The following is a 23,956-nucleotide window of genomic DNA, read 5'->3' as shown; positions in this document are numbered from 1 at the left end:
GACGGATTCAATGCGGAGTCTGGAGCAGTTGGGTGACGTCGGCGCGCAGCGCGCGCCAGGCAGGCAAGGCGGCGGCCAGCAAGGCCACCAGCAAGCCCAAGGGGAACAGGGCCCATTCCTGCGGGCTGAAAAAGTCCGGTGCCAGCGGAAACGCTTGCTGGGCGGACAGCCAATGCGCCAGCGCCGCCAGGCCCAGGTGGGCCAGGCCCAGGCCCACGCCAACCGAGAGCGTCACCAGCATGACGGCCTGCCAGCCCACCAGGGCGGCCAGCCGGCGCGCAGGGGCGCCCATCAGGCGCAGCAAGGCCAGATCACCCTGGCGCTCGCGCACCATGGCCAGCAGGGTGATGAAGACCGAGAGCAGCGCACTCAGCAAGAGCAGCAAGCCAAAGCCTTGCAGCACCTCGCGGCCGGCGCCCACCATGCGCAGCAAGCGCGCGGTCTCCAAGGCCGGCGCGGCCGCCTGCAGGCCCTCCTGCGCATTCACCCAGCGCGGCAGCAGGGCGGCGCCGAGGGGGCTGCGGTAGCGCACCAGCAGCAGCGTCACCTCGCGCTCGGCGGCCAGCGCGGCACGGTCGGAATCGTCCAGCGCGTGGTGCTCCTCGTGGACCTGCCAGACCGAGGCCAGATCGGTCAGCACGAGCCGATCCAACACCGAGCCGCTGCTCGCCAGCACGCCGACCACCTCGAATTGCTGATCGCCGTGCTCATGCCCGCCCTCGCCCAGGCCATGGTTGCCGGCAAAACGATCGCCCGGCTTCAGGCGCAGCGCGGCAGCCACCTCGGCGCCCAGCACGGCTTGCATCGGCGCCGTCCACATGCGGCCGCGCTGCAAGCGGGCGCCATACAGGTCGACATAGGCCGGCGTGGCGCCAACGATGCGCCAGCCCTTCAGGCTGTCGCCCAATGAGAGCGGCAAGACTTCGGCCACCAGCGGCTGTTGCTGCAACTGCTGCACGGTCTCCAGGGGGATGTTGCCAGTCGGCGTGTCGAGGTGAAAGACGCCGGACAGCATGATCTGCATCGGGCTGCCCTTGGCGCCGACGACGAGGTCGATGCCAGCCAGATCGCGGCGCACGCGCTGCTCCACCTGCTCGCCCACCAGCAGCACAAAGGCCACCGCGCCCCAGCCCAGCGCCAGCAGCAACAGGTTCAAGCCGGTGGCCAAGGGGCGCAGCCACAGCAGGCGCCAGGCCAGGCGCAGGCCGCTCAGCATGCAGGCTCCAGCTGCAGGGTCTTCAGGCCGGGCAGCGTGGCTAAGCCCTGCACCACGCGCGCGTCGTGGGTGGCCACCAGCAGGCTCACGCCCTGCTCCTGCGCCAGTTCGGACACCAGCTGCAGCAGCGCCGCCGTGGCGGCGTCATCCAGGCTGCTGCTCGGCTCATCCAGCAGCAGCAGGCGCGGCCCGCGGGCCAGCGCGCGCGCCAGCGCCACCCGCTGCATCTGCCCCACACTGAGCTGGCTGGGCAGGCGCTTCTGCAAGCCTTCCAGTCCCAGGCGCTCGCAAAGATGGCCCAGGCGCGCCGTTTCGGGCGGGCGTCCAACGGCCAGCCAGGGCAGTTCCAGGTTCTCGCGCACGCTCAAGCCTTCAATCAAATGCAGCCGCTGCGGCAGCACGCCCAGCACCTCGCCGCGCCAGGCATCGATGGCGGGGTTGCTGAGCGCTGACAAGGAGCGGCCCGCCAGCCAGACCTCGCCGGCACTGGCGCGGCGCAGGCCGGCCAGCAGGGCGATCAGGCTGCTCTTGCCGCTGCCCGAGGGGCCGCGCAGCAGCAGGTGCTCGCCGGCATGCAGCTCGCCGTCCGCAAATTGCAGCCCTTCGGCACGCTGCGGGTAACGCAGCGCCAGCCCGCTCCAACGCAACAGCTCAGTCACGCAGCAAGGCCTTGAACTGGCGCTGGAACTTTTCCACCTTGGGGCCGACGACGAAGCTGCAGTAGCCGGCCTCGGGATAGCGTTCGAAGTAGCGCTGGTGGTAGTCCTCGGCGGCGCAATAGCCGCGCTCGGGCTGAACCTCGGTGACGATGCGCCCGCCAAATTCGGCCTGCACCTCTTGCAGCAGCTGCAACACCTGCGCATGCTGCGCATCGCCGTGGGTGTAGATGCCCGAGCGGTACTGGGTGCCGACATCGGCCCCCTGCCTATTCAGGCTGGTGGGGTCGTGAATGGTCCAGAACACGGCCAGCAACTGGGCCAAGCTGATCTGTGCGGGGTCGAAACGCAGCCGCACCACTTCGGCATGGCCGCTGGCGCCGGAGCAGACTTGCTCGTAGTTCGGATTGGGCAGGTGGCCGTTGCTGTAGCCAGACTCCACCTCGAGCACCCCGCGGATGCGCAGGAACACGGCCTCCAGGCACCAGAAGCAGCCACCGGCCAGCGTGAGGGATTCCAGGCGAGGAGCTTGCATGGGCAGTGCGCGCGTCTTGGGGGGCGGGCAGGATAGCGGAGGCCCGCCTGTACGCCGGAACGCAGGGGCTTGCGGAGGCCAGCTGCGAAGATTCGTGCATGCGCTCCGTGCTCGCCGCCCTGCTCCTGCCGCCCACCGGATTTCTGCTGCTGCTGGCCGTGCTGGCGCTGATCCGGAGCCCGGCCCTGTGGCGGCGGGTCAGCCTGGCGCTGGCCTTTCTGCTGCTGTGGCTGGGCGGCAGCCTGGGCGTGGTGGCCCCGCTGGCGCATGCCTGGGCGCCAGCGGCTGCGCAACCCACCTTGGCGATGGTGCCCGCGCAGCGGCGTGAGCACACCCTGGTGCTGGTGCTCGGCGGTGGTGTGCGCAGGGGGGCCGGCCCGGCAGGTGAGTACGAACCGAACGCCGAAACCCTGGAGCGGCTGCACCGCGGCGTCTGGTGGGCGCGGCAGTTCGACTTGCCGCTGGCCTTCACAGGTGGCCGCAGCCCGAACCCGCAAGCGGACCAGCCGACCGAGGCGGCCGTGGTGCGCAGGGTGCTGGCGGCGCATTACGGCATGCTGCCCGCCTGGGCCGAGGATCGCTCCAGCAACACCGCCGAGAACGCGCGCTTCAGCGCCGAATTCCTGCACCAGCTGGGCGTTCGGCGCGTCGTGCTGGTGACCCATGCCCTGCACATGCCCAGGGCCATGCGGCACTTCCGAGCTGCTGCGCCGGGGGTTGAATTCATCCCCGCGCCGCTGAACCAGACGCCGCCGGCCACCTGGCGCGTGCTGGATTTCGTGCCCAGCCCGGAGGGCATCCGCCTGGGGCGCTACCTTGCCTACGAGTGGCTGGCCAACGCAACCGGACACTGAAAAGAGAAACCCCTCCCAGCCCGAGGGCCGGAAGGGGGCTGGTGGCATCGCACCACCGGTGGGGCTCCGCAGCCATTTGCTACAGGGCTCCTGGCGCGCAAAGATTGCGCCATTGCTAAGGCCTCCGTCGAGGCCTGACAACATTAGGCGATGGCCTGCCGCCTTCAAGGAGTAATTTCTAGGACTTTTCCTCTTGACCGCGGCCGCCAAACAGCTGGCTGTAAAGAGCGTCGGTCTTGCGCGTCACGTCGGCCGGCATGCGGATCACGCGACCCCACTCACGATCGGTCTCGCCCGGCCACTTATTGGTCGCATCCAGCCCGAGCTTGCCCCCCAGGCCGCTCACCGGCGAGGCGAAGTCCAGGTAGTCGATGGGGGTGTGATCCACCAGCACGGTGTCGCGCACCGGGTCCACGCGGGTGGTGATGGCCCACATCACATCCGCCCAGTCGCGCAGGTTCACGTCCTCGTCCAGCACCACGATGAACTTGGTGTACATGAACTGGCGCAGGTAGCTCCAGACGCCGAACATCAGCCGCTTGGCATGCCCCGCGTAGGCCTTGCGGATGGAGATCAGCGCCATGCGGTAGCTGCAGCCCTCAGGCGGCAGGTAGAAGTCGACGATCTCGGGAAACTGCTGCTGCAGCAGGGGCACGAAGACTTCATTGAGCGCCATGCCCAGCACGGCGGGCTCGTCGGGGGGCTTGCCGGTGTAGGTGGAGTGATAGAAGGCGCCGCTGCGCTGGGTCACACGGCTGACCTCGAACACCGGGAACCATTCCTGCTCGTTGTAGTAGCCGGTGTGGTCGCCGAACGGACCTTCGAGCGCATGCAAATAGCCGTCGCGCTCCATCAGCGGCACGCCCAGCTCGCTTTCACCCTTCCAGCCCGCCGGTGCGGGCGGGATGTGCCCCTCCAGCACCATTTCGGCATGCGCCGGCACCTGCAGCGGCCAGCCTGGCTCGCCCACCGAGCTGTCCGCCAATTCGGTGCGGCTGCCGCGCAGCAACCCGGCGAACTGGTACTCGGACAGGCTGTCGGGGACCGGAGTCACCGCTCCCAAGGTCGTAGCGGGGTCAGCTCCGAGGGCCACGGCAATCGGAAACGGCTGCCCCGGGTTCGCCAGCCGGAAAGCGCGGAAATCCAGCGCGCCGCCACGGTGCGCGAGCCAGCGCATGATCAATTGGCGACGGCCAATCAGCTGTTGCCGGTAGATGCCCAGGTTCTGGCGCCGGCGCGGCTGCGCCACGCCTTGCGGGCCGCGCGTGATGACCAGGCCCCAGGTCAGCAGCGGCCCGACGTCCTCCGGCCAGCAATGCTGGATCGGCCAGCGGGTCAGGTCGATCTCAGCGCCTGCCAGCACCTCTTGCTGGCATGGCGGGCGCGACACCTGCTGGGGGCGCATCTGCCAGACCGAACGGGCGAGATCGACCAGACGGCCCACATCCTTCAGACCCTTGGGCGGCTCGGGCTCACGCAGCCTGGCCAGCACATGGCCAATCTCGCGCAGGGCCTGGGCGTCCTCGGCGCCCATGGCCAGGGCCACGCGGCGCACCGTGCCGAACAGATTGGCCAGCACCGGCCGATCGCCCGGAACCGGGTGCTCGAACCACAGCGCCGGCCCGCCGGCGCGCAGCACCCGGTCGGAGAGCGCCGTCATTTCCAGCCGGGTGGCCACGGGTTCGCTCACCCGCCGGAGTTCACCCTGCGCTTCCAGCTGCGCCAGGAAGCCGCGTAGATCGGTGTATTTCATTCAAAAAGTAATAAGAGATATCAGTCATTGAGTTGACTGGTTATTAGTCAACTTTCACAATCCGCGCCGCTTTCGGGGGTAAACCCTGGATCCAAGGCGCCTCTGCCTCACCTAGTCAGTGTCACATGCACCCGGGTCGGGTCGAGAGCAGGGCAACCGCAAAGGGAATTTCATGGCAAACCGAGCAACTGAGTGGATGCAAGGGCTGGTCCGCGGACTCGGGCTGTTTGCGCAGGATGTCGCGCACGGCCTGCTGGTGGTGAGCCACAACACCCTGGCGCTGCTGGGCCTGGGGCTGGTGACGATCGCCGCCCTGTTCGCCACCCAGAACGACCTGCGCGTGGGGCTGGAAAAGCGTGCGCTGGCCTGGTTGGCCGAGCGGCACGAGGTGCGTGCCGAGGCCAATGGCGACACGCTGCAGGCTGTGGCCGAGCCCGACGCCGTTCAGCGCGTGACCGCCGCCGACCCGACCGAGTTGAGCAAGCAGCAGTCGGCACTCGCCCAACATTTGGCGCGCCGCTACAAAGTGGCGGTGGAGCCGGTTGCACGGCTGGTGCTGGAGGCCTGGCAGGCCGGCGAGCGTGCACGCATCGACCCCACGCTGGTCCTGGCCGTGATGGCCGTCGAATCCAGCTTCAACCCGTTTGCGCAGAGCCCGGTCGGGGCCCAGGGCCTGATGCAGGTCATGACCCGCATACACGACGACAAGTTCGAGGCCTTCGGTGGCCAGCGTGCGGCGTTCGATCCGGTGAGCAATCTGCGTGTGGGCGTGCAGGTCCTGAAGGAATGCATCCAGCGCGGCGGCTCGGTCGCCGAAGGCCTGCGCTACTACGTGGGTGCAGCCAATATGGACGATGACGGTGGATACGCGGTGCGCGTGCTCTTCGAACAGGAGCAGCTCAAGGCCGTGCTGGCCGGGCGCAACCCCGCTCTGGTCCAACAGCCTCGTCCGCCTGCACCACCGGCCCCGGCCTCTGCCGTGGCGCAAGTCGCCCACCTCTGAGCGCGTAGCGAGGCGCCGCTACACTCGCCGCGCCGCGTCACTGGCGATCAGGGGGCGAGCCCCCGAGGTGGACACCCACCGGGAAGCGCGGCCGGGCTTTCATGCTGCTTTTCAGCGGCGCCCGAACCGTGCCGTTCGCCTGGGCCACCCGCACCGCTCCGCGGTCTCGCGGGCCCTCCCCATCCGGAGCCACGCCATGCCCTCCATGCTCTCCCCCCTCGCCCTGCCCGAAGCCGATGCGGAACTCTGGGCCGCCATCCAGAAGGAAAACCAGCGCCAGGAAGACCACATCGAGCTGATTGCCAGCGAGAACTACACCTCTCGTGCCGTGATGCAGGCACAAGGCAGCCAGCTGACCAACAAGTACGCCGAGGGCTACCCCGGCAAGCGCTACTACGGTGGCTGCGAGTACGTCGACGTTGCTGAGCAGTTGGCCATCGACCGCCTCAAGCAGCTCTACGGCGCCAACTTCGCCAACGTGCAGCCGAACTCCGGCTCGCAGGCCAACCAGGCCGTTTTCTTTGCCTTGCTGCAGCCCGGCGACACCATCCTGGGCATGAGCCTGGCCGAGGGCGGCCACCTGACCCACGGCATGGCGCTGAACATGAGTGGCAAGTGGTTCAAGGTCGTCAGCTACGGTCTGGATGAGCAGGAAGCGATCGACTACGACGCCATGGAGCGCCTGGCCCATGAGCACAAGCCCAAGCTGATCATTGCCGGCGCCTCGGCCTACAGTCTGCGTATCGACTTCGAACGCTTCGCCAAGGTCGCCAAGGCCGTCGGCGCCTACCTGATGGTCGACATGGCCCACTACGCCGGTTTGATCGCCGCCGGCGAGTACCCGAACCCGGTGCCGCATGCCGATGTCGTCACCTCGACCACGCACAAGAGCCTGCGCGGCCCGCGCGGCGGCGTGGTGCTGTGCAACGACGAAGCCATCGCCAAGAAGATCAACAGCGCCGTCTTCCCCGGCCTGCAGGGCGGCCCGCTGATGCATGTCATTGCCGGCAAGGCGGTGGCCTTCAAGGAAGCGCTGACGCCTGAGTTCAAGGCCTACCAGCAGCAGGTGGTGAAGAACGCCAAGGTGCTGGCGGACACGCTGATTGAGCGCGGCCTGCGCATCGTCTCGGGCCGCACCGAGAGCCATGTGATGCTGGTCGATCTGCGCCCCAAGGGCCTGACCGGCAAGGAGGCCGAGGCCATCCTGGGCGACGCCCACATGACCTGCAACAAGAACGGCATCCCGAACGACCCGCAAAAGCCCATGGTTACCAGCGGCATCCGTCTGGGCACCCCGGCCATGACGACGCGCGGCTTCAAGGAAGAGCAGGTGCGCGCCACCGCCCACCTGATCGCCGACGTGCTCGACGCGCCGCACGACGAGGCCGTGCGCGCCCGGGTGCGTGCCCAGGTCGCCGAGCTGACCAAGGCCTTCCCGGTCTACGGCTAAGACCTCATGCGCTGCCCGTTCTGCGCCCACGCGGAAACCCAGGTCGTCGAGACACGCGAGTCCGACGAGGGGGACGTGGTGCGCAGACGGCGGCGCTGCCAAGGCTGCGAGAAGCGCTTCACCACCTACGAGCGCGCCGAGATCGCGCTGCCGATGGTGATCAAGAAGGACGGCTCGCGCGCCGACTTCGACCCCGCCAAGGTGCGCGCCTCCATGATGCTGGCGCTGCGCAAGCGCCCGGTCAGCACCGAGCAGGTGGAGTCGGCGATTGAGCGCATCCAGGAGCAGTTGCTGGCCGTTGGCAGCAAGGAGCTGGCTTCCACCAAGATCGGCGAGCTGGTGATGCGAGAACTCAAGCGCATCGACAAGGTGGCCTATGTGCGCTTTGCATCGGTGTATCGCAGCTTCGAGGACATCGACGAGTTCCGGCAACTGATCCGGGAGATCTGAGGCACGTCCCCCTTTTGGGGGTGCTGACGCGCCCCCCATGACTTCCTACATTGCGTGCACTTCTTCACGAAGCAGGGAGCGCAAGATGGAACGCAACTCGACCCGCCGACTGGGCTTCAGCCTATTCGAAACCCTGGTGACACTGGTGGTTCTGGCCGCCCTGGTCGCCCTCGTCGGCCCGGCCCTCAGCCAGATGGCGCACCGGCAGCGGCACCAGGCGCAGTTGCAGACCCTGCAGGCGGATCTACAGCAGGCGCGAAGCATGGCGCTCAGTGGTCTCGCGCCGGTTCGTCTGCGGCTTGAGCAGTTGCCGGACGGCAGCTGCTACGTGGTCCATCGCGGTCCGTCGGGCAGCTGCACTTGCACCGAAGGAGGCCAGGCGCAGTGCGAGCCGGCTGGCGAACTTCTCAAGACCCACTGGTTGCCTGCGTCCAGCCAACTCCGAATCGAAGGCAGCGTGCACCAACTGGTCTTCCACCCCCGGTTCGGCACCGCCAGCACGGCGGGTACCTTCGCCGTGCTCGGGCCGGACAACAGCAAGGCAGCGCTGATCGTCGCGATCACCGGGCGCATGCGCCGCTGCGCCTCGGCCAACAGTGGCTTCGGGTTGCCCGCCTGTGTGTAACAGCGCACGGCGCAACCCCCTCATCCCTGGGGAGCCGGCGATGGGCGGCCGTCGCAACAGGACAAGCGGCAGGGTGCCGGCGGGAAAAGTTCTCAGGCTCTGCAAGCATGTGGCCACCATGCCCACTTTGCGTCCAGCCCTGGGAGTTGGCGGCTTCACGCTGCTGGAGTTGGTCTTTGCCGTCGTGGTCGCGGGGCTGTTGGCCTTGGTGGCCATCCCCTCCTTCATGGATCAGCTTCGCAAGAGCCGCAGGGCCGACGCGCACGATCACTCGGCGCTGATCACCCTGGCCCAGGAGCGCTACCGGATCGGCCACAGCAGCTTTGCCAGCGCCATCGACCAGCTGGCTGCCGAAGGTGTCAGCGAGGTGTCGGCAGGTGGCTACTACGTGGCCAGCCTCGTTGAAGGCACGGGCGTGGGCTACACCCTCAGCCTCAAGCCTGCCGCAGGAAGCAAGCAGGCCGACGACCGGCAATGCGCAGAGTTCAAGATCGTCTTTCTGCGCGGCGGCCTCACCCGAACTGCGACGGACGCGGGTGGCGTCGATTCAAGCGCACGGTGCTGGCCCCAATGAGGACTGCCGTGAACCGCGCACTGATGGCCCTGGCTCAAGCGCCCACCACTCCGCGTGGCTTGAGCCTGATCGAGTTGCTGGTGGTGATCGCGGTTCTGGCCATCGTGCTGGCGGTGGCCGGGCCGAATTTTGCGGATTACATCTACCGCAAGCGAGTCGAAGGCGTTGCGGCGGAACTGGTCACCGACATCCAGTTGCTGCGTTCGCAGGCGCTGATGAAGCCCAGTGCCACCGTGCGTAACGAGATGGGCGTGGCCACGGCACTGAACGCCACCATCCGCATCGGCACCAGCAGCACGCAAACCTGCTACATGCTGTTCTGGGAAATTTCGAGCCATGGCTGCGCCTGCAATCGCCCGCCTGGCACGGCCTGCTTCAAGAAGTTCGCCGAGATCAAGACGGTGCACATGCCCAAGGCGAACACGATGGTCGTCACCACCACCACCGCGGACCGCTCGGGCCGCTTTCAGGCCGGCACTCCCACGTTCTCGCCGAATGGTTTCGCAGTCACCATCAGTGGCGACCGGAACGGCAGCTTGCGCGTCTCCGTCGACGGCTTGGGCCGCGTGTCCACCTGCACTCCGGACGGCGGCATTCCGAACTACGCGGTCTGCGTCTAGGAGAACCCCATGACAAGGCGTCTGCAGCAAGGCCTCAGTTTGGTGGAGATGATGGTCGGCATCACGGTCGGGCTCATCGTGGTAGCCGGGGCTTCGACGGTCGCCGTCAACCAGATCGCCGAACACAAGCGGGTGGTGTTGGAGACGCAGACGCAGCAGGAACTGCGGGCTGCCGGCGAAATCATGGTGCGGGAACTGCGCAAGGCGGGCTCCTGGGGCTCGCCGGAATTGGGCCTCTGGTCGGAGCGCACCATGGCACCACGCGTCAATCCCTATGCCGCCGTCACCGTCAGCGATGGTGGCAAGCGCATCGAGTTCGCGTACAGCAAGACCCTGGGGCTGGCGGCCGCCTATGGTGCCGACAGCGCCGTATCGCCCGCCGACGACGAGCGGCGTGGCTTCCGCCTCAACGGTGAACAGCTCGAGTTCAAGCTCGGGGCCGGCGGCTACCAGCCCCTGACCGACCCGGCGAGCCTGGTGATCACCCGCTTCGAAGCCAAGCTCAACACCACCAGCTCTCCACTGACGAGCCGCTGCTTCAAGCCCTGCGACCCTGCCAATTCGGATTGCCCTCCCACACTCACCGTGCGTGAGGTGCAGGTTGTCGTGGAAGCGCACGCGCGTCACGACAGCAAGGTGCAACGCAAGCTGGACTTCACGACGCGACTCGGTGCCGACCTGTTGAGCGGGAGTTGCCAAGCATGACGCCCCGCAAGACCCAGACAGGCGCGGCCACTCTGGTGGTTGTGATGGTGCTGTTCTTCGTGATGGCCCTGGTGGCTGCGTACGCGAATCGCAATCTGATCGTCGAGCAGCGCGTTGCCGTCAACTATCAAGAAGCCACCCTGGCCAATGAGGTGGCCATCAAGGGCGCAGACACCTTGCTCGCCCTGCTGAATGCTCCTAATGTGTCGGAGCAATGCCAGGTCAGCGCCGGCGGGGCCAACACCTTGCGCGAGCGCCTGGTCAGCTTTGACGACACCGGCCGGGTGATTCCCTATGTGGCAGACAACCGCTTGGGCAACGGGGTGACGGACGTGGTGATCTGCGACCAACCTACCGACGGCAGCTGGACCTGCCAATGCCCCCTGGACCGCAAGCCCTCCGGCTTGCCGGAAGCAAGCAACCGCAGCAGCTCTGCCCGCTTGCGCATCAGTGCAACCCTGCCTGGCCCAGGTCACCTCGAATTGACCTCGTTGGGTTGTGCGCAAGGCAGCCAGAACTGCCGCGAAAACCTCGGCACTGGCTCGACCGACGACACGGTAGGCTTTTTCGCGCAGATGAAACGCAAGGTGCGTCTGGTGTTGGTGAGTGCCGTCAAGATGCCGCCGACCAGTGCCCTGGTGGCCACAGGCGGGGTGGATCTCGGCGCGGGCATGGCGGCCGCGAATGACGACGCGACGGCCGGTGGCGTCGCTATCCAGCATGGCTTGCCAGCGACGGGTGCGCTCGATCAGGTGCGTGGGCCGGGCGGCAGCGGCAAGGACTTCGCCATGCTGATGAATCCGGCGCTCAACAGTCTCAGCCCCGAAGCCTTCTTCCAACGCAGCTTCGGCATGGGCATGGACGACTACCGGCAGCAGGCGGCGGTCGATCGCGTGGACTGCAGCGGTGACTGCGCACAGACGCTGCGCGAAAGAATCGGCGCCGGCGCCCAGGTGCTTTGGCATGACGGCGACATGAGCTTGGCCAGCGACGCCACGCTCGGCAGCAAGACCCGCCCGATCGTGTTGATCGTCAACGGCCAACTGCGCATTCAGGGCGCGCTGCGCATCCACGGCCTGGTGTTCGCGGCCGGAAACGCCGAGTGGCTGAGCGGCAGCATGGGCGCCTCGTGGCTCAATGGCGCCTTGCTGGTGGCAGGCAACTGGGCCTCCAGTGCAGGCGTGCAACTGCGCCATGACTCCCAGGTTCTCAATCGATTGAAGGTGGCGGCCGGCACCTTCGTGCGCGCGCCTGGTGGCGCCTGGAGCGAGCAATGACCTGTGACCCTTCCCCCGCTTCGCCCCGTCGTCAGCGCCGTCAGCGTGGCGCCACCCTGATCGAAGCCTTGGTGGCACTGCTCGTCATGGGCTTTGGCATGCTGGCCATTGCCGGTATCAATGCCAAGCTGCGACACAGCGGGGACTTCGCCAAGCAGCGTGGCGAAGCCAGCCAGTTGGCGCGCAGTGAGATGGAGCGTCTGCGGGGGTTCGTCGCCCTCACGCGGGATGCCTCGCATGCACCCACCGCCCTGGTCTTCGACGAGATCGTCGACGGCACCTGGGATGTACCGGGCACCAGCACCACCTACTCCGTCTCGCGTGCCGTCAGTGAGGCGCCCGCGGGGGCGCGGGTGGTTCGCGTCGCTGTGACTTGGCTGGACCGCCGCAGCACCGACAGCAACAACCCGAACAAGTTGCAGTACGAAATGCTGCTGCCCGCTGAGGACCCGAAGCTGGTGGCCAGTCTGTACGCCCCGCCCGAAAACCAGGTCAGCCAGCGGCGGCCGCTTGATCGCCACCCCGCCATCCCCTTGCGCGCGCGCAGTCTGGACACCACGGTCAGCGTGTTCAAGCCGATCGCCAACGGCACCGTGGCCTGGGTGTTCAACAACATCTCGGGCGTGCTCACCGGCGTCTGCACGGTCAGCGCCGCCAGCACCCACGCGTCGCTCACCCTGGCCGATGTAGCCAGTTGCGTGAGCAACCAGGGTTCCGGCTCCTACCTGCTGCGCGGCCAGGTGCGCTTCTCGCTCGGCAGCCCGCCCAACTCCGCCACCCCGAACGATGCCGTGCATGCCCTCGGCGTGGAGATCGTGCTTGACAGTGCGGTGCACATCGGCAGCCCCGAATGCGTGGCCGACAGCAGCGAGAACGTCGCAGTGGGCATCCAAGCCGTGGACTACTACTGCCGCATCCCGGCGCGCGAACCTTCCGCGGGTGATGCGGAGCTCTACTGGTCCGGCACGGCCAACCTGACCGGCCTGAGCCTCGCGGCGGGCGGTTACCGCGTGTGCCGTTACAGCGCCGACTATGACGGCAATGGCAGCATCGACAACGCCGAACACCCGGCGCGCTACGTCCGCTTGAATACCTCGCTGGCGCAGCAGAACTTCCTGGTCGTGCGCTTCGATGAGGCCTGTCCAGCCGGCCAGGCCGTGGACCTGGATGCGGGGGTGTTCACCAACACTGCGACGGCGGCTCACCAGCCCTGAACAAGCGACCCGGTGCGCTGGCTAGACTGGCGCGATGACTGAATCCAGCCCCTCCGCTGCCGTCAATTGGCTTGACCCGCAGCAGGCCATGGCGGCCGTGCTGGACCTTGCCGCACGGGCGATCGGGCTCAGTGATCCCAATCCCCGGGTGGGCTGCGCCATCGTGTCGCCCGCGGGCGAATTGCTCGGGCTGGGTCATACCCAGCAGGCCGGAGGACCGCACGCCGAGGTGATGGCGCTGCGCGACGCGCAAGCACGCGGGCAGGACGTGCAGGGCGCCACCGCGTACGTGAGCCTGGAACCCTGCTCTCACCATGGCCGCACCCCACCCTGCTGTGAGGCGCTGATCGGCAGCGGACTTGCCCGGGTGGTGGTCGCCCTGGAGGACCCCAACCCCCTGGTGGCCGGCCAGGGCCTGGCGCGTCTGCGGGCCGCGGGTCTGCAGGTGGAAGTCGGCCCCGGAGCCGCGCAAGCCGAGGCGCTCAACTGCGGATTCATGCAGCGCATGCGCACCAGCAGGCCCTATGTGCGGCTGAAGTGGGCCTCCAGCCTGGATGGCCGCACCGCCCACCCGGACGGCCGCAGCCAGTGGGTCACTGGGCCCGCAGCGCGCGCCGACGGACATGCCTGGCGCAAGCGCGCCGGTGCGGTGCTGACCGGCATTGGCACCGTACTGGCAGACGACCCTCGCCTGGATGTGCGTGAAGTCGCCACTGCCCGCCAGCCCCTGCGGGTGGTGCTGGATCGTCAGCTGCGTCTGCCTGCGCAAGCGCGCATATTGCAAGGCGAACCCATCCTGATCGCCCACGGCGCCGCCGCCAACGGCACGCGCCCCGATCTGCTGGACCGGGGCGTGGAACTGCTGGAACTGCCACTGAATGAACAGGGCCGGCTGGACTTGGCCGTGCTGCTCGATCGGCTTGGGCAGCGCCAGATCAATGAGCTGCATGTCGAAGCCGGTGCCCGGCTGAACGGAAGCTGGCTGGCCGAAGGCAAGGTGGACGAGCTGCTGGTGTACCTGGCGCCGCGCCTGCTGGGTCCGGGCCTGGGCTGCGCCGAGTTGCCCGGGCCCGTGCCACTGGACGACGCACAGCGCTGGCAATGGATCGATGCCTGCCCCGTCGGCAGCGATTTGCGCCTGCGGCTGCGACGCCCGGGTTCGCCCTAGGGCGCCCGCCACGCCCCCCTAGAATCCCGCCCCTATGCCAATGTCCCCCATCCCCGAGCTGGTGGCCGAGCTGGCGGCCGGCCGCATGGTCGTCCTGATCGACGACGAAGACCGCGAGAACGAGGGCGACCTGGTGCTGGCGGCGGATTGCGTCACGCCAGAAGCCATCAATTTCATGGCCAAGTTCGGCCGCGGCCTGATCTGCCTGACCCTGCCCCGCGAAACCTGCGAGCGTTTGCGCCTGCCGCCCATGGCGCAGCGCAATGGCACCCAGCACGGTACTGCCTTCACGGTCTCCATCGAAGCGGCCACCGGCGTCAGCACCGGCATCTCCGCCGCCGACCGCGCGCGCACCATCCAGGTGGCCGTGGCCCCGAATGCGCAGGCCGCGGACCTGGTGCAGCCCGGCCACGTCTTCCCGCTGCAGGCCCAGGAGGGCGGCGTGCTGATGCGCGCCGGCCACACCGAAGCAGGCTGCGACCTAGCCCGCATGGCCGGCCTGAGCCCCACCGCCGTCATCTGCGAAATCATGAATGACGACGGCACCATGGCCCGCTTGCCGGACTTGGAGCACTTCTGTGCCGAGCATGGGCTGAAGATCGGCACCATCGCCGACCTGATCGAGTACCGCAGCCGCCACGAAAGCCTGATCGAAGTGCTGGCGCAGCGACCGCTGAACACCCGCCATGGCCGCTTCGAAGCCACCCTGTACCGCGACCACAGCGGCGCCCAACACCTGAGCCTGCACCACGGCCAGTGGCAGGCGGGCGATGCCGTGCTGGTGCGCGTGCACGAACCCTTAAGCGTGCTCGACTTGCTGGAATGCGATGGCAGCCGCCACAGCTGGGCACTGGATAGCGCCCTGGCCACCCTGGCCGCCGCGCCGGCCGGCGTGGCCGTGCTGCTGAATGTCGATGCCGCCGATCTCCCCAGCCAGTTCGGCCTGCGTGCCGAGCCCAGTGCCGCCGCACGCAGCACGGCGGACTTGCGCATCTACGGCGTGGGCGCGCAAATCCTGCGCCATTTGGGCGTGCAGCGCATGCAGCTGCTCGGCAGCCCGCGCCGTATGCCCAGCATGACGGGCTACGGCCTTGAAGTCACCGGCTTTTTGCCCATGAATGCGGAGGCGGCTCATGCAGGGCGCTGATCAAGGCCAGGCCAAGGCCCTGGATGGCCGCGGCTTGCGTGTCGGCATCGTGCGGGCGCGTTTCAACGACGCCTTGACCCAGGCGCTGCAAGACGCCTGCGAACGCGAACTCGTCGCCCTGGGCGCCGAAGTGGTGGCCCGCCACACCGTGCCGGGCGCCCTGGAAGTGCCGCTGGCCCTGCAGGCCCTGGCGCGGCGCGGCGGCGTCGATGCGCTGGTGGCGCTGGGCTGCATCATCCGCGGCGAGACCTACCACTTCGAGCTGGTGGCCAACGAAAGCGGCGCCGGTGTCACCCGCGTCGGGCTGGACTCCGGCCTGCCGATCGCCAACGCCATCCTGACCGTCGAGAACGAGGCCCAGGCCTGGGCGCGCGTGGACAAGGGCCGCGATGCCGCCCAGGTGGCGGTTGAAATGGCGCGCCTGTGCGCCGAACTCGACACCCATTCCAACCGTTCCGGAGACCGTTTGTGAGCGCCGCCCCCAGCAAGACCCGTCAGGCCCGACGCCAATCGCGCCAAGTGGCCCTGCAAGGGCTCTACCAGTGGCTGCTGTCCGGCGAGGACGCCGGCAGCATCGACGCCCACCTGCGCGACCAAGGCGGCTACGCCAAGTGCGATCAGGCGCATCTGGACCTGCTGCTGCACGGCTGCATCCGCGAAGCCGGTGCCCTGGATGCCGTGCTGGCCCGCCATGTGGACCGCCCGACCAAGGACCTGTCGCCGGTCGAGCATGCCGCCCTGCTGATCGGCGCCTTCGAGCTGCAGCACTGCATGGACGTGCCCTACAAGGTGGTGATCAACGAAGCCGTGGAACTGGCCAAGGGCTTTGGTGGCACCGACGGCCACAAGTACGTCAACGGCGTGCTCGACCGCGTGGCGGCCCAGCTGCGTGCAGTGGAAGTCGAGGCGGCACGCGCCGGCCGCGCGAGCCAAAAAGCCAGCCGCCCGTGAGCCCCAGCTTCCGGCTGACGCAGCGCGTCTACTGGGAAGACACGGACGCCGGCGGGGTCGTCTACTACGCCAACTACCTGCGCTTCCTGGAGCGCGCGCGCACCGATTGGCTGCGCAGCCTGGGCCTGCAGCAGGAGCGCCTGCGCCACGAGGCCGGCTGGGTCTTCGTGGTGGCCCATGTGGACGCCCGCTACCTGAAGCCCGCGCGCCTGGACGACCTGCTCGACATCAGCGCCGGGATCCTGCAGCTGGAACGCGCCAGCGTGCTGTTCGGGCAGCAGGTACGGCGCGGGGAAGAACTGTTGCTCGACGCCAAGGTGCGCGCCGCCTGCGTCGATGCCCAGAGCTTCAAGCCGCGCCGCCTGCCGCCCGACCTGACCGAGCAACTCCAGGGCCTGCTCAGCAAGCCCGCCTGAACCCAAAGCCACTGCGCCAAGCCCCATGAACCAAGACCTTTCCATCTTTGCCCTGGTGGCCCAGGCCAGCCTGATCGTGCAGCTGGTCATGGCCGCATTGCTGATCGTCTCGGTGGCCAGCTGGAGCGTGATCTTCAGCAAACTCTTTGCGCTGGCCCGCGTGAAGAGTGCCAACGAGGCCTTCGAGCAGGAATTCTGGAGCGGCCGCAACCTCAATGAGCTCTACCAGGGCGCGCAGCAGAAACCCCAGGGGGCGCCACTGGAGCGCATCTTTGCCTCGGGCATGCGCGAGTTCCTCAAGCTGCGCGAGCGCCGGGTCACCGACCCCGGCGCCATGCTGGACGGTGCCCGCCGCGCCATGCGCGCCAGCTACCAGCGCGAGCTCGATGCGCTGGAGTCGCATCTGTCCTTCCTGGCCTCGGTCGGTTCGGTCTCGCCCTATGTGGGCCTGTTCGGCACGGTGTGGGGGATCATGCACGCCTTCGTCGGCCTCTCGAATCTGCAGCAGGTCACGCTGGCCACGGTGGCGCCCGGCATCGCCGAAGCCCTGGTGGCCACCGCCATCGGCCTGTTTGCCGCCATCCCGGCGGTGATCGCCTACAACCGCTTCGCGCGCCAGATCGACCGCAGCGCCATCACGCTGGAGACCTTCATCGAGGAGTTCTCCAACATCCTGCAGCGCAACGCCAGCACACCGGCGCAACAGGGGTAAGCGATGCCCGCCATGGCCCAGCGCGGCGGCGGCCGCCGCCGCACCATCAACGAGATCAACATGGTGCCCTTCATCGACGTGATGCTGGTGCTGCTGATCATCTTCATGGTCAGCGCACCGCTGATCACCACCGGGCTGATCGATGTGCCCAGCGTGGGCAAGAGCCGCGCCCAGCCCGAGCAGGTGCTGCAGGTGCTGATCGACGCCGAGGGCAAGCTCAAGTTCAAGCGCGACAAGGAAGAGCCCGAGCCGCTGGCACTCAGCGTGCTGGTGCAGCGCGTGAAATCCGCCCAGGGCGGCAACGCCAACATCCCCGTCGTCATTTCGGCAGACCGCAAGGTGCAGTACGAATCCGTGGTGCAGGTGATGGACAAGCTGCAATCCGCCGGTGTGCAACGCGTGGGCCTGGCCGTGAAGCCGGGCGCGACCCGCTAAGCCATGGCCACCGCGCTGGCGCAGCCGCTGCGGCCGCAGTCCAACGTCGGCCTCGGGCGCGGCGTGGGGCTGGCGCTGCTGGCGCATGCCGTGCTGCTGCTGGCGCTCAAGGCCGGGCTGGATTGGCGCAGCCACGACGAACCGGCCCTGGAGGCGGAACTCTGGTCCGCCGTCCCGGAAGCCGCCGCCCCCAAGGCGATGGAGCCCGAGCCCCCGCCGCCTGCACCCGCGCCGCGGCCCGCCCCCAAGCCGCAGGTGCAGGAGCCGGAACCCCAGCGCGACGCGCAGATCGCCATCGAGCGCGAGCGCAAGCTGCAGCAAAAGCTCCAGGAGCAGCGCGAGTTGGCCGAGCGCAAGAAGCAGGAGCGTCTGGCCGCCGAGAAGCTGCGGCAGGAGCAGGCCAAGGCCGACAAGCTCAAGGAAGAGCAGGAGAAGCGCGCCAAGGCCCAGGAAGAGGCGCGGCGCGAAGCCCAGCGCCAGGAGAACCTTCGCCGCATCCAGGGCCTGGCCGGCGCCAGCGGTGGCCCGCAGTCCACCGGCACGGCGCTGCAATCCAGCGGGCCCAGCGCCAACTACGCCGGCCGCATCAAGGCCCGGGTGCGCCCCAACATCGTGTTTGCCGAAACGGTGGCCGGCAACCCGCTTGCCGAGGTGGAGGTTCGCTGCGCACCCGATGGCCTGATCCTGGCCGCGCGTCTGCTCAAGAGCAGTGGCCACGCCGGCTGGGACCAGGCGGTGCTGCGCGCGGTTGAAAAGACCGAGCGCCTGCCGCGCGACACCGATGGCCGCGTGCCGGCCAGCATGGTGCTGGCCTTCAGGCCGAACGAGTGAGCGCGGCGGGCCAGTGGGCGTCGACACTCAGACGCCCGGGCCCCCAGACCAGCAGCAGCACGGCCAGGGCGCCCCAGAACTGGTGCTGGATCAGTGCGGCCGGCGCAATCTCCGCCAGGCTGAGCACCGCCATCAGATTGACCACGCTCAGGCCCGCGGCGGCGAAGCGCCCGCCCAAACCGAGCGCCAACAGCACCGGCAGCACCAGTTCGCCCGCCGTGCCGGCATAGGCCGCCAGCTCGGGCGGCAAGAACGGCACCTGGTATTCGTCCTGGAACAGGGCCAGGGTGCTGTCCCAATCGCGCAGCTTCGTCAGGCCGGACCAAAAGAAGGCCTTGGCCAGCAGCAGCCGCGCGCCCAGCAGCAGCAGAGATTGCAGCCAGGCCAGCGGCGTGCGCAGGCCCAGGGGCAGCCGGCTCGGTTGCAGGCCGGCATCGCTGGCCGCTTGCCAGAGCGCCAACAGGAAATTCTTCGCGGACATGGGTGTGTGCCTGGAGTGGGAATGGGCAGTGGTCGCGCCAGGCCACCAGACCTTACGGCCGCAGCCCCAAGAGCCAACCGGCCGCCAGCGCGGTATGCAGGGCCTGGCCGGGGTTGAAATCGGGGGCCGCTTCCAGCGCGGTCTCGATGGCCTCGCCAAGGGTCGCGCCGGCCTGAAGCCGCTCCAGCCACAGGCCCCAACCCGCTGGCAGCGTTGCCCAGCAGGGCCGCCAGCCCTGCCGCCACACCACCAGTTCCCCCTGCCCTGCCTCGGCACCGGGCATCTGCCAGGCGGGCGCCCCAACAGCCTCGGCACACGCCCAGGCGCCGGCGGGCAGCTGCAAGCGGTGCAGGTGCGCACTCAGCGTGAGCATGCCATCGCCTTGGGCCTGCAACTGCTCCAGCAGATCTGCCTGCGGGTGTTCATCGGCCTGCCAGCTCAGCGCATGCAGGGCCCAATCCAGCCTCGCCAGGGCCGGCAGCTCGGGCTCCACCTCGGGCAGTTCGGCCAGGAAGGCCGGCAGGGTTCCACCCCAACGCGCCAGATCACCCTCCTGAGGCGGTTGGCGCCGCGCGAAGGCCCAGGCCAAGCCGGCGAAGTCCTCGTCGCCCAACCAGGCCTGCACACGGGGGTAGGCGGCCGCCAGCACGCGCACGCTGAGCGCCTTGGCATGTTCACGGTAGGCCGCGAGCCCACGCGCCAGGCCATGGCTACCCAGGCCGCTCAGCCCGGCCGCTTCCAGCGCCCCGGCCGACGGGGGCTCAGGGCCCCAGATGGCCTGGACCAGGCGCGCCTGCGCGTCCACCGTCACGCCAACGCCCCTTCCCGGTCGGCCCGCTGTGCCTGCGCCAGCAAGGTGTCGAGTGGGGGCAGCTCGGTGTCCCACTCGATCAGGCAGGGCACCGGGCCGAGGCGGCGGCAGGTGTGGCGGTACAGGGCCCAGACCGCTTCGCTGACCGCGCTGCCATGGTCGTCGATGACCAGGCCGTCGATCGGCTGGCTGTGCCCGGCCAGATGGATTTCGGCCACGCTGCCGGGTCGGATCCGGTCCACCCAGTCCTGGCAGGCCAGCAGCGCGTGCGGCTCGCCCCGGTTCAGCGCGTTCACCATCAGGTTGTTCAGGTCCAGCAGCAGCGAACACCCGCTGCGCCGGGTCAGTTCGTTGAAGAACTCCGGTTCGGCCAGGCCCGGCTGCGCCCAGCCCAGATAGGCACTGAGGTTCTCCACCGCGATGGGGCGGCACAGCCGCTCCTGCACCTGCTGCACCGCCTGGCACAGGCGCTGCAGGCTCGCCTCGTCAAACGCGATCGGCAGCAGATCGGCCGCATGCTGGAAGCCGCCCAGGCCGGGTACCCGCGCGAAGCAGGCATGGTCGGAAACCCGCACGGGTTCGCAGGCCTCGACCAGGGCGGCCAGTTGATCGAGGTGATCCGGGTCCACACCCGCCACCGATCCCAGCCCCAGGCCCACCCCGTGAAGACTCAGCGGGTAGTGCTCGCGCGCCTGCAGCAGCAGGGCCCGCGCAGCGCCGCCGGCGCCGAAGTGGTTCTCGCTGTGCACCTCGATGAAGGGCAGCGGCGGCAGCCGCTGCAGCAATTCCTCGTGATGCGGGTGGCGCCAGCCGATGCCGCACTGGCGCTCAAGTGCACCCGCCATCGCTTACTTCTTCAACTTGGCCTTGGCCTCGTCCGCCGTCAGGCCCTTCATGGTCTTGCACTGGCCCTTGGGCACGTACTTCCATTCGTCCGGCGAGTTGTCGACCGTGGACTGTCCGGCGCAGGAATGGCTGCCGCTGAGGTTGGCGCAGTCGTTCTGCCCGGCCTTGGTGATGCCGAAGCACTTTTCCTTGGCCTTGTCCTGCGCCAGCACGGGCTGGCTCAGCGACAGACCCACGGCGGCACCGACGGCGGCCAGAACGAGACGTTGGCGGGAAATCATCATCAGACTCCTTGTTTGGGGATGGAGGTGGACCGCGACGGTCGCGGCCATCTTCGGTGAAGACGGACAGTGGTCGCAACGAGGGCCGCATCCTTACACTGCGCCCGCTCCGATGACCGCCCCGCCCCTGAACCCCCACGACCTGGAGGCCTTGCGCCCCCAGCTGCTGCGCTATGCCCAGCTGCAGTTGCGCAACCCGGCATGGGCGGAGGATGCGGTCTCCGAAACCCTGCTGGCCGCGCTGGAGCGTCCACAAGCCTTCGCCGGGCGCAGTCAGCTGCGCACCTGGCTGATCGGCATCCTCAAGCACAAGCTGGTCGATCAGATCCGCCGCAACTGCCGCGAAATATCCACCACGGCTGACGACGAGCGCTCGATCGAGGATGAGCTCTTCGCGGCTGACGGCCACTGGCGCGAACAGCCGGCCGACTGGGGAGACCCCGAGCACAGCCTGCACCAGGCCGAGTTCTTTCAGGTCCTGGAAGCCTGCGTGGACCACCTGCCCGGCCAACAAGGCCGCTTGTTCATGATGCGCGAGTGGCTGGAACTGGAGACCGACGAGATCTGTAAGGCGCTGGGCATCACGCCGACCAACCTCTGGGTCATGCTGCACCGTGCCCGCCTGCGCTTGCGCGAGTGCCTGCAGCTGAATTGGTTCCAGTCGCGGGAGGCCGGTTGATGAAATGGATGCTGAGCTGCCGCGAGACCTCAATGCGCCTGGTGCGTCAGGAGGCCGAGGCCCTGCCCTGGTGGTCGCGTGTGCAGGTGCGCCTGCACCTGCTGGCCTGCCAGGGCTGCCAGCGCTTCGCCGGACAAATGCGGCTGATGAGCCGGGCCAGTTCGGCCTGGCGCCGTTACAGCGAGCGGGACGAGGGGCCTTGAAGCCCCCTCCCCCCCCGACCAGCCCCCCCGAGCCAGCGAAGGCTGCCTGCGAATTCCATCACTGCCCCCGGTTTTCCTCGGGTGTTTCAGGGGCATTCCGTCAGGCCACGGCCGGTAGCATTCGGGTCTTTCCAAGCCAACCCCTAGTTTGAGGGACCCGGTCCATGAGTTTTTTGAACCAAATGCGCATCAGCTGGCGCCTTGCCCTGAGCTTCGGCCTGCTGATCCTTTTGCTGATCGTCATCGGGGGATACGGCGCCAACAGCGCCAGCCGGCTATCAAAGAGCTTGGATCGCACGGCCAACAGCAGCCTGGTAAAGATTGCTGCGGTGCAGAGCCTGGAAGCTCAGGTGAGCGTGCTGGCCCGCGCCAGCCGCGACCTGCTGCTGCTGGATGCGGCCAACCAGATCAAGCGCCAGCAGGCCGCCATCAACGCGGCCCTGGAAGAAAGCAACAAGCAGCTGGCCGCCCTGGAAGCCGCCGCCGACAGCGATGAGGAGCGCACGCTGCTCGCGCAGATGAAGGAGCGCAAGGACAAACTGGTGGCCGCCATCACGAAGTTCCGCGGCATCCAGAAGGACGGCAGCCCCGACGAGGCGCGTGAGAGTCTGATTGCCGACATCCGCCCGGCCCAGACGGCCTACCAGGAAAGCCTGAAAGGCATGGTGGACCTGCAGTTCAAGTCAGCCCACGATCTTGCCGAAGATGGCGCTAAGGTGGCCACCAACGCGACCTGGATGACGATGGGCCTGCTGCTGGTGGCGGTGCTGATCGGTGTGGGCGGCGGCTGGGCCATCGTCGGCACCATCATCCGCCCGGTGCGCGTGGCCCAGCAGGCGGCCGAAGCGATCCGCAGCGGCGACCTGACGCACGAGATCCGCACCGAGGGCCGTGACGAACTGGCCCAGATGCTGCACTCGATGCAGGAGATGCAGTCGGCCCTTTCGGGGGTGCTGGCCAGCGTCAACGCCGCGGCCAATGAGGTCTCCAGCAACGCCAGCGCCATCGCGACGAGCAACCACGACCTCTCCGAGCGCACCTCGCGTTCGGCCGGCAATCTGCAGACCACGGCCGCTTCGGTGGAAGAGATCGCCGCCAACCTCAGTGGCGCCAGCGAGCTGACTCGCAAGGCCGCCACCATCGCCACACAGGCGCGCGGTTCGGCCTCGGCCGGCGGCCAAGTAGTGGGCCAGGTGGTGGCCACGATGCAGGAAATCAGCGCCAGCTCGCGCCGCATCGGCGACATCATCGGCGTGATCGACGGCATCGCCTTCCAGACCAACATCCTCGCCCTGAACGCGGCGGTGGAAGCCGCGCGGGCCGGCGAGCACGGCCGCGGCTTCGCCGTGGTGGCTTCCGAAGTGCGCGCCCTGGCTTCGCGGGCGGCCGATGCTGCCAAGGAAATCAAGGTGCTGATCAGCGAATCCACCGTCAAGGTGGAGAACGGCACGACCCTGGTGAACAACGCCGGCGCCACCATCCGCGAGGTGGTGGACGAGGTCAACAACATGGGTCAGCTGATCGAGGAAATCTCGCTCTCCGCCCAGGAACAGGCGGGTGGCGTGAGCGTGGTGAACCAGGCCATGAACGAGCTGGATCGCAGCACCCAGCAGAATGCCGGCCTGGTCAGCGAGCTCAACCGCAGCACCGAGGCGCTGACCGACAGCTCCGCCCGCCTGCTGGAAGCTGTGGCCTACTTCCGCACGAACAACTGAAGAACTCGAAATCTCAAGGAGAAGCGCATGAATTGGTTCGTCCGCAGCACCGCCCTGGCTGTCCTGATGTCAGCCGGCCTGGCGATGGCCGCGCCGAAGGTCATCAAGAAGGTGCCGCCGGAGTTCCCCGCCGAGGCCGCGCGCAAGTCCATCAACGCGGGCTCGGTGCGTGCCAAGCTCACCATCGGGCCGGATGGTTCGGTGCTGGAAGTGGAGATTCTTGAGGCGGAACCCAAGCGCGTGTTTGACCGCGCCTCGATCGAAGCGCTGAAGGGCTGGAAGTTCGAAGGGACGGGTCAGAAGGAGACCCACGAGGTCAAGCTCGTGTACCGCAACGAGGAATAAGCG

General features: G+C 68.1%; 30 protein-coding genes. 22 read left to right on the top strand and 8 right to left on the bottom strand.

Annotated elements, in window-relative coordinates:
- Positions 1 to 7: 7 nt before the first annotated feature.
- Genes I7X39_RS01650 through msrA form a run of 3 tightly spaced genes read right to left on the bottom strand, consistent with a single transcriptional unit; the run spans position 8 to position 2,407 of the window.
- Complete coding sequence (locus tag I7X39_RS01650) at positions 8 to 1,216, bottom strand: ABC transporter permease (protein ID WP_198109207.1); 1,209 nt, start codon at positions 1,214 to 1,216, stop codon at positions 8 to 10.
- Positions 1,210 to 1,875 carry an ABC transporter ATP-binding protein gene (locus tag I7X39_RS01645; RefSeq protein ID WP_310739827.1) on the bottom strand — a complete coding sequence of 222 codons (666 nt, stop codon included), beginning with the start codon at positions 1,873 to 1,875 and terminating at the stop codon, positions 1,210 to 1,212. The genes I7X39_RS01650 and I7X39_RS01645 overlap by 7 nt, the downstream gene beginning before the upstream one ends.
- Positions 1,868 to 2,407: a peptide-methionine (S)-S-oxide reductase MsrA gene (msrA, locus tag I7X39_RS01640; protein ID WP_198109206.1), complete on the bottom strand. Its 540-nt coding sequence runs from the start codon at positions 2,405 to 2,407 to the stop codon at positions 1,868 to 1,870. The genes I7X39_RS01645 and msrA overlap by 8 nt, the downstream gene beginning before the upstream one ends.
- A gap of 98 nt (positions 2,408 to 2,505) precedes the next feature.
- On the opposite strand from msrA, the gene I7X39_RS01635 reads away from it, so the two are divergent.
- Positions 2,506 to 3,261: a YdcF family protein gene (locus tag I7X39_RS01635; protein ID WP_198109205.1), complete on the top strand. Its 756-nt coding sequence runs from the start codon at positions 2,506 to 2,508 to the stop codon at positions 3,259 to 3,261.
- Between the two features lie 178 nt (positions 3,262 to 3,439).
- On the opposite strand, the gene I7X39_RS01630 is transcribed toward I7X39_RS01635, so the two are convergent.
- Complete coding sequence (locus I7X39_RS01630; protein ID WP_198109204.1) at positions 3,440 to 5,014, bottom strand: UbiD family decarboxylase; 1,575 nt, start codon at positions 5,012 to 5,014, stop codon at positions 3,440 to 3,442.
- A 196-nt stretch (positions 5,015 to 5,210) separates the two neighbouring features.
- Here I7X39_RS01630 and I7X39_RS01625 point away from each other — a divergent pair, with 196 nt between their 5' ends.
- The 17 genes from I7X39_RS01625 to tolA all read left to right on the top strand — a co-directional run bounded on the left by I7X39_RS01625 (position 5,211) and on the right by tolA (position 18,592).
- Positions 5,211 to 6,017 carry a lytic transglycosylase domain-containing protein gene (locus tag I7X39_RS01625; RefSeq protein ID WP_232351632.1) on the top strand — a complete coding sequence of 269 codons (807 nt, stop codon included), beginning with the start codon at positions 5,211 to 5,213 and terminating at the stop codon, positions 6,015 to 6,017.
- 205 nt (positions 6,018 to 6,222) lie between these two features.
- Complete coding sequence (glyA, locus tag I7X39_RS01620; RefSeq protein ID WP_198109401.1) at positions 6,223 to 7,467, top strand: serine hydroxymethyltransferase; 1,245 nt, start codon at positions 6,223 to 6,225, stop codon at positions 7,465 to 7,467.
- Positions 7,468 to 7,473: 6 nt separating this feature from the next.
- Complete coding sequence (nrdR, locus tag I7X39_RS01615; RefSeq protein ID WP_198109202.1) at positions 7,474 to 7,917, top strand: transcriptional regulator NrdR; 444 nt, start codon at positions 7,474 to 7,476, stop codon at positions 7,915 to 7,917.
- 85 nt (positions 7,918 to 8,002) lie between these two features.
- Complete coding sequence (locus I7X39_RS01610) at positions 8,003 to 8,542, top strand: GspH/FimT family pseudopilin (RefSeq protein WP_198109201.1); 540 nt, start codon at positions 8,003 to 8,005, stop codon at positions 8,540 to 8,542.
- 40 nt (positions 8,543 to 8,582) lie between these two features.
- Complete coding sequence (locus I7X39_RS01605; protein WP_198109200.1) at positions 8,583 to 9,116, top strand: type IV pilin protein; 534 nt, start codon at positions 8,583 to 8,585, stop codon at positions 9,114 to 9,116.
- A gap of 8 nt (positions 9,117 to 9,124) precedes the next feature.
- On the top strand, positions 9,125 to 9,736 hold the full coding sequence (locus I7X39_RS01600) for a prepilin-type N-terminal cleavage/methylation domain-containing protein (protein ID WP_198109199.1): 612 nt from the start codon (positions 9,125 to 9,127) through the stop codon (positions 9,734 to 9,736).
- 9 nt (positions 9,737 to 9,745) lie between these two features.
- Positions 9,746 to 10,441: a PilW family protein gene (locus tag I7X39_RS01595; protein WP_198109198.1), complete on the top strand. Its 696-nt coding sequence runs from the start codon at positions 9,746 to 9,748 to the stop codon at positions 10,439 to 10,441.
- Positions 10,438 to 11,718, top strand: a complete 1,281-nt coding sequence (locus I7X39_RS01590; protein ID WP_198109197.1) for a hypothetical protein — start codon at positions 10,438 to 10,440, stop codon at positions 11,716 to 11,718. The genes I7X39_RS01595 and I7X39_RS01590 overlap by 4 nt, the downstream gene beginning before the upstream one ends.
- On the top strand, positions 11,715 to 12,932 hold the full coding sequence (locus tag I7X39_RS01585) for a prepilin-type N-terminal cleavage/methylation domain-containing protein (RefSeq protein WP_198109196.1): 1,218 nt from the start codon (positions 11,715 to 11,717) through the stop codon (positions 12,930 to 12,932). Before I7X39_RS01590 ends, I7X39_RS01585 begins: the two co-directional genes overlap by 4 nt.
- A gap of 34 nt (positions 12,933 to 12,966) precedes the next feature.
- On the top strand, positions 12,967 to 14,100 hold the full coding sequence (gene ribD / locus I7X39_RS01580; protein ID WP_310739826.1) for a bifunctional diaminohydroxyphosphoribosylaminopyrimidine deaminase/5-amino-6-(5-phosphoribosylamino)uracil reductase RibD: 1,134 nt from the start codon (positions 12,967 to 12,969) through the stop codon (positions 14,098 to 14,100).
- Positions 14,101 to 14,134: 34 nt separating this feature from the next.
- On the top strand, positions 14,135 to 15,247 hold the full coding sequence (ribBA, locus tag I7X39_RS01575; protein WP_198109195.1) for a bifunctional 3,4-dihydroxy-2-butanone-4-phosphate synthase/GTP cyclohydrolase II: 1,113 nt from the start codon (positions 14,135 to 14,137) through the stop codon (positions 15,245 to 15,247).
- Positions 15,234 to 15,719: a 6,7-dimethyl-8-ribityllumazine synthase gene (gene ribH / locus I7X39_RS01570; protein WP_198109194.1), complete on the top strand. Its 486-nt coding sequence runs from the start codon at positions 15,234 to 15,236 to the stop codon at positions 15,717 to 15,719. Before ribBA ends, ribH begins: the two co-directional genes overlap by 14 nt.
- Entirely contained in the window at positions 15,716 to 16,198 is a 483-nt protein-coding gene (gene nusB, locus I7X39_RS01565; RefSeq protein ID WP_198109193.1) for a transcription antitermination factor NusB, read from the top strand. The genes ribH and nusB overlap by 4 nt, the downstream gene beginning before the upstream one ends.
- Entirely contained in the window at positions 16,195 to 16,614 is a 420-nt protein-coding gene (gene ybgC / locus I7X39_RS01560) for a tol-pal system-associated acyl-CoA thioesterase (RefSeq protein ID WP_198109192.1), read from the top strand. Before nusB ends, ybgC begins: the two co-directional genes overlap by 4 nt.
- A 25-nt stretch (positions 16,615 to 16,639) precedes the next feature.
- On the top strand, positions 16,640 to 17,326 hold the full coding sequence (tolQ, locus tag I7X39_RS01555) for a protein TolQ (protein WP_198109191.1): 687 nt from the start codon (positions 16,640 to 16,642) through the stop codon (positions 17,324 to 17,326).
- 3 nt (positions 17,327 to 17,329) lie between these two features.
- Entirely contained in the window at positions 17,330 to 17,761 is a 432-nt protein-coding gene (locus I7X39_RS01550; RefSeq protein ID WP_198109190.1) for an ExbD/TolR family protein, read from the top strand.
- 3 nt (positions 17,762 to 17,764) lie between these two features.
- Positions 17,765 to 18,592, top strand: coding sequence for a cell envelope integrity protein TolA (gene tolA / locus I7X39_RS01545; protein ID WP_198109189.1), 828 nt, complete (start codon positions 17,765 to 17,767; stop codon positions 18,590 to 18,592).
- On the opposite strand, the gene I7X39_RS01540 is transcribed toward tolA, so the two are convergent.
- From I7X39_RS01540 to I7X39_RS01525, 4 genes are read right to left on the bottom strand one after another with little or no spacing between them, the layout of a single operon-like run.
- On the bottom strand, positions 18,576 to 19,073 hold the full coding sequence (locus tag I7X39_RS01540) for a DoxX family protein (RefSeq protein WP_198109188.1): 498 nt from the start codon (positions 19,071 to 19,073) through the stop codon (positions 18,576 to 18,578). The two genes, tolA and I7X39_RS01540, sit on opposite strands and share 17 nt — an antisense overlap.
- Before the next feature lie 52 nt (positions 19,074 to 19,125).
- Positions 19,126 to 19,884 carry an HvfC/BufC N-terminal domain-containing protein gene (locus tag I7X39_RS01535; protein ID WP_198109187.1) on the bottom strand — a complete coding sequence of 253 codons (759 nt, stop codon included), beginning with the start codon at positions 19,882 to 19,884 and terminating at the stop codon, positions 19,126 to 19,128.
- Complete coding sequence (locus tag I7X39_RS01530) at positions 19,881 to 20,729, bottom strand: MbnB/TglH/ChrH family RiPP precursor modification enzyme (RefSeq protein WP_198109186.1); 849 nt, start codon at positions 20,727 to 20,729, stop codon at positions 19,881 to 19,883. The genes I7X39_RS01535 and I7X39_RS01530 overlap by 4 nt, the downstream gene beginning before the upstream one ends.
- A 3-nt stretch (positions 20,730 to 20,732) precedes the next feature.
- Positions 20,733 to 21,011 carry a BufA1 family periplasmic bufferin-type metallophore gene (locus tag I7X39_RS01525; RefSeq protein ID WP_198109185.1) on the bottom strand — a complete coding sequence of 93 codons (279 nt, stop codon included), beginning with the start codon at positions 21,009 to 21,011 and terminating at the stop codon, positions 20,733 to 20,735.
- A 112-nt stretch (positions 21,012 to 21,123) separates the two neighbouring features.
- On the opposite strand from I7X39_RS01525, the gene I7X39_RS01520 reads away from it, so the two are divergent.
- The 4 genes from I7X39_RS01520 to I7X39_RS01505 all read left to right on the top strand — a co-directional run bounded on the left by I7X39_RS01520 (position 21,124) and on the right by I7X39_RS01505 (position 23,953).
- Positions 21,124 to 21,690, top strand: coding sequence for a sigma-70 family RNA polymerase sigma factor (locus I7X39_RS01520; RefSeq protein ID WP_198109184.1), 567 nt, complete (start codon positions 21,124 to 21,126; stop codon positions 21,688 to 21,690).
- A complete protein-coding gene (locus I7X39_RS01515; protein WP_198109183.1) occupies positions 21,690 to 21,893 on the top strand; it encodes an anti-sigma factor family protein in 204 nt (67 codons plus the stop codon). Before I7X39_RS01520 ends, I7X39_RS01515 begins: the two co-directional genes overlap by 1 nt.
- Positions 21,894 to 22,057: 164 nt before the next feature.
- Entirely contained in the window at positions 22,058 to 23,608 is a 1,551-nt protein-coding gene (locus tag I7X39_RS01510; protein ID WP_198109182.1) for a methyl-accepting chemotaxis protein, read from the top strand.
- Positions 23,609 to 23,635: 27 nt separating this feature from the next.
- Positions 23,636 to 23,953: an energy transducer TonB gene (locus I7X39_RS01505; protein WP_198109181.1), complete on the top strand. Its 318-nt coding sequence runs from the start codon at positions 23,636 to 23,638 to the stop codon at positions 23,951 to 23,953.
- Positions 23,954 to 23,956: the final 3 nt, after the last annotated feature.

The sequence above is a fragment of the Inhella proteolytica genome (genome assembly GCF_016093275.1).
Lineage (GTDB): Bacteria > Pseudomonadota > Gammaproteobacteria > Burkholderiales > Burkholderiaceae_C > Inhella > Inhella proteolytica.
This window is presented reverse-complemented; position numbering and strand designations above follow the sequence as displayed.